Source organism: Streptomyces sp. NPDC004561, from assembly GCF_053602155.1.
This window is the reverse complement of sequence record NZ_JBSGDB010000334.1, coordinates 1-10,178: the sequence shown is the minus strand read 5'-3', so window position 1 is coordinate 10,178 and position 10,178 is coordinate 1. Positions and strand designations below refer to the sequence as shown.

7 protein-coding genes and 1 pseudogene are annotated in these 10,178 nt (G+C 72.0%); 3 read left to right on the top strand and 5 right to left on the bottom strand.

What is annotated here, in order from left to right:
* Both serB and ACWEN3_RS32630 read right to left on the bottom strand, forming a co-directional pair.
* Positions 1-1,242: phosphoserine phosphatase SerB (gene serB / locus ACWEN3_RS32635; RefSeq protein ID WP_452978151.1), on the bottom strand; the 1,242-nt coding region annotated here is incomplete at its 3' end.
* A 357-nt stretch (positions 1,243-1,599) separates the two neighbouring features.
* A complete protein-coding gene (locus ACWEN3_RS32630; protein ID WP_452978148.1) occupies positions 1,600-3,369 on the bottom strand; it encodes a streptophobe family protein in 1,770 nt (589 codons plus the stop codon).
* Positions 3,370-3,610: 241 nt separating this feature from the next.
* Between ACWEN3_RS32630 and ACWEN3_RS32625 the strand changes: the two genes are divergently transcribed.
* Positions 3,611-6,190: an FHA domain-containing protein gene (locus ACWEN3_RS32625; RefSeq protein ID WP_452978145.1), complete on the top strand. Its 2,580-nt coding sequence runs from the start codon at positions 3,611-3,613 to the stop codon at positions 6,188-6,190.
* Positions 6,191-6,273: 83 nt separating this feature from the next.
* Here the strand turns inward: ACWEN3_RS32625 and ACWEN3_RS32620 are convergent, their stop codons facing one another.
* From ACWEN3_RS32620 to ACWEN3_RS32610, 3 genes and pseudogenes are all read right to left on the bottom strand, one after another.
* On the bottom strand, positions 6,274-7,023 hold the full coding sequence (locus tag ACWEN3_RS32620) for a transglycosylase SLT domain-containing protein (RefSeq protein WP_452978143.1): 750 nt from the start codon (positions 7,021-7,023) through the stop codon (positions 6,274-6,276).
* A 325-nt stretch (positions 7,024-7,348) separates the two neighbouring features.
* Positions 7,349-8,404: an S-adenosylmethionine:tRNA ribosyltransferase-isomerase gene (locus tag ACWEN3_RS32615; protein ID WP_452978140.1), complete on the bottom strand. Its 1,056-nt coding sequence runs from the start codon at positions 8,402-8,404 to the stop codon at positions 7,349-7,351.
* A pseudogene (locus ACWEN3_RS32610) lies at positions 8,401-8,784 on the bottom strand (SDR family NAD(P)-dependent oxidoreductase); the annotation flags it as partial. The pseudogene ACWEN3_RS32610 and the gene ACWEN3_RS32615, both read right to left, overlap by 4 nt.
* On the opposite strand from ACWEN3_RS32610, the gene ACWEN3_RS32605 reads away from it, so the two are divergent.
* Both ACWEN3_RS32605 and ACWEN3_RS32600 read left to right on the top strand, forming a co-directional pair.
* Positions 8,737-9,033, top strand: coding sequence for an STAS domain-containing protein (locus ACWEN3_RS32605; RefSeq protein ID WP_452978154.1), 297 nt, complete (start codon positions 8,737-8,739; stop codon positions 9,031-9,033). The pseudogene ACWEN3_RS32610 and the gene ACWEN3_RS32605 sit on opposite strands and share 48 nt — an antisense overlap.
* A gap of 143 nt (positions 9,034-9,176) precedes the next feature.
* A complete protein-coding gene (locus tag ACWEN3_RS32600) occupies positions 9,177-9,542 on the top strand; it encodes an ANTAR domain-containing protein (protein ID WP_452978138.1) in 366 nt (121 codons plus the stop codon).
* Positions 9,543-10,178 lie beyond the last annotated feature (636 nt).

The following is a 10,178-nucleotide window of genomic DNA, read 5'->3' as shown; positions in this document are numbered from 1 at the left end:
CGGCCCTTCTGGATGATCGGCATGGCCGGCGTGATGTGCGCCGCGCTGTTCCAGAGCCGCCTCGACCTCTTCCCGGGTGACGCCGAGCAGGTAGAGCACCGTGTCGAGGAAGGGGAAGTTCACCGCCGTGTGCGCCGCCTCGCGGACCACCGGCTTGGCGTTGAAGGCGACGCCGAGACCCGCCGCGTTCAGCATGTCCAGGTCGTTGGCGCCGTCGCCGATCGCCACCGTCTGCGACAGCGGCACCCCGGCCTCCGCGGCGAACCGGCGCAGCAGCCGGGCCTTGCCCGCCCGGTCCACGATCTCGCCGGTGACCCGGCCGGTCAGCCTGCCGTCGACGATCTCCAGCGTGTTGGCCTGGGCGAAGTCGAGCCCCAGCCGCTCCTTCAGATCGTCCGTGACCTGCGTGAAGCCACCCGAGACCACACCGACCTGGTATCCCAGCCGCTTCAGCGTGCGGATCAGGGTGCGCGCGCCCGGGGTCAGCCGGACCTCGTTGCGCACCTTCTCCACCACCGAGGCGTCCAGGCCCGCCAGCAGGGCCACGCGCGCGTGCAGCGACTGCTCGAAGTCCAGCTCGCCGCGCATCGCCGCCGCCGTCACCTCGGCGACCTTGTCCTCGCAGCCCGCGTGCGCCGCGAACAGCTCGATGACCTCGTCCTGGATCAGGGTGGAGTCCACGTCCATGACCACCAGCCGCTGCGCGCGCCGGTGCAGGCCCGCCGAGACGACCGCGATGTCGACACCCAGTGCCGCCGCGTCCGACGCCAGGGCCGTGCGCAGCGGCTCGGTCTCCACACCGGAGACGGCGAACTCCACAGCGGTCACCGGGTACTTGGCGAGCCGGAAGATACGGTCGATGTTGCCGCCGGCCCTCGCGATACGGGCGGCGATGGCGGCGGTCGACTCGGCGGTGAGCGGATGGCCGAGGACGGTCACCAGGGAGCGGCCGAGGCCGCGCGGGCGGTTGTCGCCGCGCCCCGAGATGATCTCCGCCTGCATCTTCATCGACTCGGCCCAGCTGTGCACGGTCGCCCGCAGGTCGCCCTCCACACCGGCCGGCGGCTCGGTCACCAGCGCGCACAGCACCAGGCGCCCCCGGGTGACGACCTGCTCGATGTCGACCACGTCGACGGAGTAGGCGGCAAGCGTGTCGAAGAGGCCGGCCGTGATGCCCGGCCGGTCCTTGCCGAAGATCTTGACGAGGAGAGTGGGAACCTCGGGAGTCTGCGAAGCGCTCATGGTGTCACCACCGTATCCGGCACCCAGTGCCGTCCGCCGCCGAGGTCCGCCTGACGGACACGGAACAATGGGTGGCCGTCCGGTGTCGGGGATCTTGCCGGGGAATGACCTGCCGGGAGACGGCGCACCCCCTCGCACACCGCCGCACACGGCTCCACCACGACTGTGCCACGGGTGGGCCGGGTGAGCAGCTCCATACAGGCCGGGGAGCGCCGCAGCCCCGTCGGCGCCGGGAGGCCGCGTGACCTCTCCGGCGGCAGCGGGCCGCCGTGACCTCCCCGGCGGCCGACGCACGGCGGTCTCGCGGAGCGTCGTGTCACCGCAGCCTGTGCCGGCCCCCTCGGCGCCTCGGTCGTCTCACCCCCGGCGCGGGGGCCTCCCCGGTGGGGCCGGTGGAGGTGGGGGCGGCGGCCACTCGGAGCCGTCCTGGCCCCCGGGGCGAGCGCCCGGCCGGGGGGCCGGACGGCGCCGGGGCGGCGAGGAGGCGGGGCCGAGCGGGCGGGCGATGGTCGGGGCGCCGTACATGTCGTTCCCGGCCGGCGGCGGGGCGTCCCGCGGCTCCTCACGCACCTGGTCCGGCAGCTGGAGGTAGGGGTTGGTGTCGGGGTTCGGCGGCCGGTACGGCGTGCTCGGCACGTAGGGCCCGGTCCCGTCGCCGTGCCCGCCCGCGCCGCTCGGCACATGGGCACCGGCCCCCTCACCGGGCCCGGCCGCCCCCACCGCATTCCCGGCCCCGCTCCGAGCCGCCCACACCGCGCGGGTCCCCGCCGCCCCGGTCGCGCGGGCCAGCAGCGCTCCCGCCGCCCCGGCTCCCGCGCCCCACACGGCGCCCAGGAGCAGCGCCATGCCCAGGTGGCCGTGGAGCACGATGCCCGCGCCGAAGGCGTCGAAGCCGAGGACGGACAGGGAGGCGTCCACGGACACGTTCGTCAGCCAGGCGAGCAGGGGCAGGGCGAGGGCGGTCGTGACACCGAGCCGCAGCGCGCACCGGCCGGCGAATCCGAGGGCGCTGCCGGGGGGCCGTGCCACCGGCGTGCGTACCGCCGTCAGCACCCCGGCCAGCAGCATCGTCACGACCGCCGCCACCACCAGCAGCCACACCCGCCCGTCCAGGTCGGCCAGCCGGCCCACCGTCACCGGCTGGTCGGAACGCGCGCTGAGCAACTGGTCCAGCGGATGGGGGAGCAGCTTGCCGAGTTCGCCCGTGGCCCTGCCGTCCCAGGGGACGAACAGACCGAGGGGGATGCCGAGCCAGACGCCGTTCGGCGCGCCGAGCAGGGCCGCGCCGGCGATCCGCCGGGGATGGTCGTCGCCGATCGCCGCGTACACCGCCGCCGCGCACCCGGCCGCCACGGCCACCAGCAGCACGGTGACGAGCGCCGAGACCGCCGGCCGCACCACCCGGTGCACCGCGCTCCAGCCGGGCGGCAGGGGAGTGCGGCGGGAGGCGAGCAGCGCGATCAGCAGGACGCCGACGCACCAGCCGAGGCCGCCGAGCAGGGTGGCCGGGGTGTCCACGGTGAAGCCGACCGCGGCCTTCGCGTGGATCAGGTCGCCGATCCGGTCCGGCAGCAGTCCGCTCACGTCCCCGAGCCCCGGAACGCTCAGCCCGCCGCCCTTGCCGCCCCCGCCCGGCAACCGGTCCAGGCCGAGCGAGCCGCCGTCGAGGGTGATGACGTCGTGACCGGCCCAGGCGAGGCCGCCCAGCATCGCCACGAAGAGCACGGCCACCGTGCCCGCGCGCACGAGGAGTTCGGCGGGCGCGACGACAACTCCCGCCGTGCGCAAGGACCGCAGGAAGAACCACGACAGCAGCAGCGCACCGACCAGGCTCACCCCCAGTGGCGTGATCTCGATGGCGGTGTGCGCCTGCGCGCCCGTCAGGCCGAAGGCGGACACATCGCCCGACGGAGACACCGAACCGCCCGCCCCGAGCGCCACAACGGCCGCCGTCATGGGGCCCAGTGAGCCCGCGGCATCGGCCTGGAGCAGGTGCAGACCGAGCGCGGCCGTGCCGGCCATCCCTATCAACGCCCAGCTCACCGCGGCGATCGCGGACAGCAGGACGTCCGTCCAGGGCAGCGTCCCCCGGTGACCCGCGGTCCGGGCATCCGTGGCAGAGCTCATGGCAGACCCCCCGATCCGCGGCGCGGCACCGCAGCCGCGCTTGTCCCCCCTCGCGGGGATTACCACTCTCCGGCCCGGTTTCAACCCCGTCAACGGCGCGAGTCGAAGCGCGTGAGGGCGCTCGCGGCAAGGCCCGGGTTTCGGTCAGAGGGCCGGGCCTGAAATAGTTCCCCACGATGTTCGACATCCCTAGACTCCCTGTGATGGGGGAAATTCGGGGGACAACTCAGTGGGGCATGGAGTGCCGGAACTCGTACTGGAATCAAACGGACGGACCTGGACGCTCGACCCGTCCAGGCCTTACACCCTCGGCCGCGATCCGCAGGGTGACATCGTCTTCGACGACGCCAGGGTCTCCTGGCGACACGCCACGGTCAGCTTCAACGGCCGCAGTTGGGTCGTCGAGGACCACGGCAGCACCAACGGCACGTTCGCGCAGGGCCGTCGGGTCCAGCAGACGGAGATCGGTCCGGGCTCGTCGCTGCATCTCGGCAACGCGACGGACGGGCCGCGGGTGAACCTCTCGTCGGCCGCGGTGAGTCAGCCGCAGTCGGCGCCGTACGCCGCGCAGGGCGCCGGCGCGCCCGGCTGGGCGCAGCAGGCCCCGCCGCAGGCGGCCGCGAACGCGCCCCAGCAGGGGGTGCCGCACCAGGCGCCCGCGCGCCAGCAGGCACAGCAGGCCGGCTGGCAACAGCCGCAGCAGGCACCCGCGTTCCCGCAGCAGGCCGGTCCGGGGGACCAGCACGCGCAGCAGACGCCCGGTGGTGGCGCGGGGGCACCGCCGGTCTACGGCGACCGCAGCCCGACCACGTTCCACCAGTTCTCGCTCGACCGCGTGATGCGCATCGGCCGTGCCCTGGAGAACGACCTGGTCGTCTCCGACCTGCAGGTCTCCCGCAACCACGCCGAGTTCCACGCCACGGCGGACGGCCGGCTGGAGATCCGCGACCTCGGCTCGCACAACGGCACCTACGTCAACGGCCAGCCGATCCCCAAGGGCGGCTCGGTGCAGCTGGGCCCGGCCGACATCGTCGGCGTCGGCCACTCCACCTTCCGGATCGTCGGCGACCGGCTCGAGGAGTTCGTCGACACCGGTGAGGTCTCCTTCTCCGCGCGCCATCTGACCGTCACCGTAGACGGCGGCAAGCAGATCCTGAAGGACGTCTCCTTCGGCGTCCCGGAGAAGTCCCTGGTCGCGGTCATCGGCCCGTCCGGCTCCGGCAAGTCGACCCTGCTCAAGGCGCTCACCGGCTACCGGCCCGCCAACCAGGGCGAGGTGCTGTACGACAACCGCAACCTGTACAAGCAGTTCGCGGAGCTGCGCCAGCGCATAGGTCTCGTTCCGCAGGACGACATCCTGCACAAGGAGCTGACCGTCAAGAAGGCCCTGAAGTACGCGGCCAAGCTGCGCTTCCCGGCCGACACCACCGCGCAGGAGCGCGACGCCCGCATCGACGAGGTGCTGCGCGAGCTGAAGCTGGACGTCCACAAGGACAAGAAGGTCACCTCCCTCTCCGGTGGCCAGCGCAAGCGTGTCTCGGTGGCCCTCGAGCTGCTCACCAAGCCGTCGCTGATCTTCCTGGACGAGCCGACCTCCGGCCTCGACCCGGGCATGGACCGTGACGTCATGCAGCTGCTGCGCGGCCTCGCCGACGACGGCCGTACGGTCCTGGTGGTCACCCACTCGGTGGCCGAGCTGGCACTGTGCGACAAGCTGCTGGTGATGGCGCCGGGCGGTGCCGTGGCCTACTTCGGGCCGCCGGAGGAGGCGCTGAACTTCTTCGGCTACGACAGCTGGGCCGACGTCTTCTCCGCCTTCGAGAACTACCGCGACTACGACTGGGCGGGACGCTGGAAGGGCTCGCAGCACTACCAGATGTACGCCGCGGACATCGACGCGGTCGCCCCGCAGGCCGTACACATGCCTCCGCCGCAGGCCATCAAGCCGCCCAAGCCGCAGGCGTGGGGCTCGCAGCTGATGACCCTGGTCCGGCGCTATGTGTCGGTCATCGTCTCCGACAAGGGATTCCTGGCGCTGACGGTGATCCTGCCGGCGGTGCTCGGCGCGGTCAGCCTGCTGATCGACCACAAGCACGGCCTGCTGGTCAACCCGATGGTCAACCCGAGGACCGGCGTGCACGTCCCGAACGGCACGGCCACCACCGTGCTGCTGATCCTCGCGGTCGGCGCGTGCTTCGCGGGCGCCGCGAACTCCGTGCGTGAGCTGATCAAGGAACGGGTGATCTACGAGCGGGAGCGCGCGACCGGCCTGTCCCGGTCGGCGTACCTGATGTCCAAGGTCGTCGTGCTCGGCGCCGTCACGGTGCTGCAGGGCCTGATGGTCGGTGTGATCGGCTTCTCCAGCCGCGAGATCCCCGACCGGGGTCTCGTCCTCGGCGGCTCCACGCTCTTCGAGCTGTGCCTGCCGATCATGGCGCTGGGCTTCACCTCGATGATGTTCGGCCTGGTGATCTCCTCGCTGGTGAAGACCGCCGAGAAGACCATGCCGCTGCTGGTGATGTTCGCGATCATCCAGGTCGTGTTCACCGGCTGCCTCTTCACCCTGCACGGCACGCTCGGTGTGAACGAGTTCTCGTACCTGATGCCGTCGCGCTGGGCGGTGGCCGCGGCCGGCGCCACGCTCGACTTCAACAACATCGCCCCGAACACCGACGACCCGACCAGCACCGACCCGCTGTGGAACCACACGGCCGGGGCCTGGGGCATGGACATGGTCGCGCTGATCGTGCTCGGTGTGGTCTGCGGCTTCTTCGTGTCCCGCTTCCTGCGCCGGCACGAGCCGGAGGTCATGCGCAAGTAACCGCGCCCGTACGACGCCGAAGGGCGGCGCCCCGTTCCCGGGGTGCCGCCCTTCGGCTTACGTGCTGAGGTCCGCGCCAGCCCTCAGTACGCGCTGTTGACGTTGTCGATCGAGCCGTACCGGTGGGCCGCGTAGTTCGCGGCGGCGGTGATGTTGGCGACCGGGTCGTAGATGTTCGAGGACGTGCCGGACACGTGGTACGTGTTGAAGGTGGGCTGGATCACCTGCAGCAGGCCCTTGGACGGGATGCCGTTGGCGGCGTTGACGTCCCAGTTGTTGATGGCCATCGGGTTGCCCGAGGACTCACGCATGATGTTGCGGTGCAGGCCGCTGTAGGAGCCCGGGATGTTGTGCTGCTTCATGATGTCCAGCGCCTGGTTGATCCAGCCGTCCAGGTTGTTCGCGTAGGTCTTCGCGGCGACCGGCTGGATGTCGAGGCGCTGCACGGAGCGGCTCGCGGTGTCCTGGGCGGTGTGCTCCTGCGCGGCCTTCCTGGCGGCGGCGTCGGCGGCGGCCTTCTTCGCGGTGGCCTCGGCGCGCTGCTGGGCGACGGCCGCGTCGGCGGCCTTCTTCTGCGCGGCGAAGTTGTCGAGCTTGAGGTTCTGGGTGGCCAGCTGGTCGGTGACCGTGCCCTTGACGTTCTGCAGCGTGACGCTGGAGGCGACCTGGGCCGTCGTGGCGGGAGCACCGGTGGTGACGGTCTCGGCGCTGCTGGGCACGGCCGACAGGGCTATGGCGGCGGTGCCGAGGGCGGCGACACCGGCGATGGCGACCTTGTGCCGCCGGGTCGGGGCAAGACGACTATGAGCACGGCTGAGGATGTTCTTGGGCATGGCTGACGGACCTCTTCGATAGCGCGGAGGTCGCTCCTGCGTCCGCCGGGGGAATCAGTTCCTCCCGCACGAACGCCGCGGGGTTGAACCCACGACGCTGAGCGACGGGTGCAATTCTTAGCGGCCGCAAAATGCCATGGCAAAGATGTGACGTACGATCCTGGGTAGTGGATCAGGGAAGGGCAAAACGGGACAGATAGGGTCGTCTGTCCCGTTCATGTGGACGGCTTTATCTCCTATGCCCGTTCGTACGTGATGTGGGCCCTATGCGGGGGCTCACATCGGGTGCACGGCGGTCTCACCGGTAGTTGCCGACGCAACGCGCTCAGTGAGGCTCCTCGGGCAGGATGAGATGGACGTCGCCGAACTCGTGCCACAGATAGCGCCCGCGCAGCGCCTCCTCGTAGGCACGGTCGACCGCGGCCCGCCCGGCGACCGCCTCCAGCATCAGCAGATGCGAGGCCTCCGGCTCGTGCAGCCCGGTCAGCAGCCCGTCCACCACCCGCACCCCGCGCTCGGGCGTGACCACCAGATCCGTCCAGCCCCCGGCCGCCCGCACCGCCCCGTCCGGCCCCGCGGCCGACTCCACGGCCCGCACGGCCGTCGTACCGACCGCGATCACCCGCTCCGCCCCGGCCCGCACCGCGTTGATCAGCCGCGCCGACGCCTCCGGCACCGAGAACCGCTCCGGATACGGCGGCTCGTGCGCCTCCGCGGACGCCACCCCCGTGTGCAGCGCGACCGGCGCGAACTGCACCCCCCGGCTCACCAGCTCCGCCACCAGCCGCGCGGTGAAGGGCCGCGCCGCACTCGGCATCTCCGCGCTGCCCGACCCGTCCGGCGACGGCAGCGCGAACACCGTCTGGTACACCGACAGGGGCTGGTCGCGCTCCGTGTACGCGTAGCGGATGGGCCTCCCGTGCTCCCGCAGCAGGTCCAGGACCCGCGCCCCCTCGGCCCGCGCCCACCAAAGCCGCTCGCCGCGCGCGCTCAGCGGCTCCTCCAGCACCAGCCGCGCCCCGCCCGGCAACCCCACCTCTGCCCCCGCATGCGTGCCCGCACGCGCGCGTGTGGTGCCCCGGCCGTCCGGTTCCCGCAGCTCGACCGCCCAGCGCCCGTCGTCCCCGCGCGTGGAGAAGTGCACCACCACGCGCGCGTGCCCGAGCCGCGCGTCCACCGCCGCGGCCAGCGTGGGCGAGGTGTTCACCACCAGCAGGTCCCCGGCCCGCAGCAGCCGCGGCAGCTCCCGGACGGTGCGGTGCGTCACCTCGGTGCCGTGCGACACCAGCAGCCGTACCGCGTCCCGGTCCAGGCCCGGCCCCCGCTGCTCGACCGGCACGCGCGCGGACCGCTCCCCGGGCACCCGCACGATCGTCGTCATCGCCCCTCCGCCAGAGCCGGCGCCGCGTACCGTCCGCTGGCCGGCCGCTCGTCCAGCAGCCGCAGGAACGCCGGTACGACACTGCCGGGCGCCGGCCGCGGATCGCCGTCCCCGGGCACGGCCGCCGCGTACAGGTCGGTCGCCATGTCCCCGGGGTCCACCGCCCACACCCGCAGCCCCGGCTCCTCCACCCCCAGCACCGCCGCCAGCTGGTCCAGGGCCGCCTTCGAGGCGCCGTAGCCGCCCCAGGTCTCGTACGCCTCCGCCGCCGCGTCCGAGCTGACCGCGATCACCGTGCCCGCCGCCGACGCCCGCAGCAGCGGCAGCGCCTCCTGGACCAGGCCCAGCGCGGCCGTCACATTCACACCAGCGCCGGCCCGCTCGTCCAGGCCCTGGCCCCCGGCGGACTCGGCGACCCGCCCCGCGTCGTCGTCGACATGCGGCAGGTGACGTTCATGGACTCCAGCGGCATCAATGTCCTCCTGACCGCCCACCGCGACCTCACCGAGGCAGGCGGCCGGCTGCGCCTGGCCAGCGTTCCGGACTCCGTGATGCGCACCCTGGAGATCGTCGGCGTCGACACCGTCATCCCCTGCCACCCCAGCCTCCGCGACGCCCTCACCACCTGACACAACGAGCCGCAACCGCTGCCCCAGCGGGCCGCCAGAGACGTGCAGGGGCGGGAAGATCGGGTCTTCCGGATGATCCCGCTCACTCCGGGCAGGCGAAAGGTAGCCCGGCGAACTCCCGTCCACGTCTGAGGACTGACCGCATGGCCTCCCACCCCAGCCACCCTTCACCCCGCCCGCCCAACGGCAAGCAGTACCCCGCCGTGGCGGGCAGTGGCGAGCAGGTGGCACGGCTGGAAATGGAAGTCACCCAGCTCCAACGGGCCGTCGCCTCACACGCCACCATCGACCAGGCCATCGGCGTCCTGATCTGCCTGCACCAGCTCAGCCCCGACGACGGCTTCACCGTCCTGCGCATCGCCTCCCAGCTCGCCAACACCAAACTGCACACCGTCGCCGAAGCCGTCATCACCTGGGCACACACCCACCAACCCCTGCCCGCACGAACAAAAGACGTACTGGACGAGGCCCGGTGCCTGCACCCTGGCGCAGACACTTTCGAAGACTGACCACCGGCCAGGAACCCGCACCGCGAAAAGGCCCGCAGCGACACGGTCATCGTTGCCGTACCGCCACGGGCCCACCCATGCCACCACCTCCCACCGCGTACCCCAGACCGCCAACCCACCCACCCCTCCCCCAGGGCGTGCCACACACCCTTTGGTAGTCGTTGGGTACAACATCGCGTCACGAACATCCCCCGGCATGCGCGAACCCACGTGAGGGCCCGGAAACCGCCAGCGCCCGGCCCCGGGCCCTCACCACCGGATCCACACAGGGCGCAACGTCTCGCCACCCCTGCCGGACAAGAGACCTGACCTGCGTGGTCGGGGCTGGGAGACCAACCACATCAAGGGCCGCCCCAAGGGCTTTTGGACCACGACCCACTACGAGCTGCCGGGCGCGTGGACCTGCTGGTCGTGCGGCGCCCTCAACACCAGCCCCGACGACTAGGGCCTGTCTCCGCGATCTCAGTTATGAGTGGTCGAGCCCGTAGACAGCCGAATAGGCTCTACCCCCGTGATCGCTGATCTGCAGTGCGTGGTGCTGGTCTGCTCCGACCCCGGTGAACTCGCCGAGTTCTACCAGTCGCTCCCGCCGTACGCCCACACCCCCGACGGTGTCCCGGTCTGGTCCGACGACCT

Coding starts and splice junctions, on each gene's coding strand:
- ACWEN3_RS32600 (WP_452978138.1), top strand. CDS start 9,177: ATGGCCTCCCACCCCAGCCACCCTTCACCCCGCCCGCCCAACGGCAAG.
- ACWEN3_RS32620 (WP_452978143.1), bottom strand. CDS start 7,023: ATGCCCAAGAACATCCTCAGCCGTGCTCATAGTCGTCTTGCCCCGACC.
- ACWEN3_RS32630 (WP_452978148.1), bottom strand. CDS start 3,369: ATGAGCTCTGCCACGGATGCCCGGACCGCGGGTCACCGGGGGACGCTG.
- ACWEN3_RS32615 (WP_452978140.1), bottom strand. CDS start 8,404: ATGACGACGATCGTGCGGGTGCCCGGGGAGCGGTCCGCGCGCGTGCCG.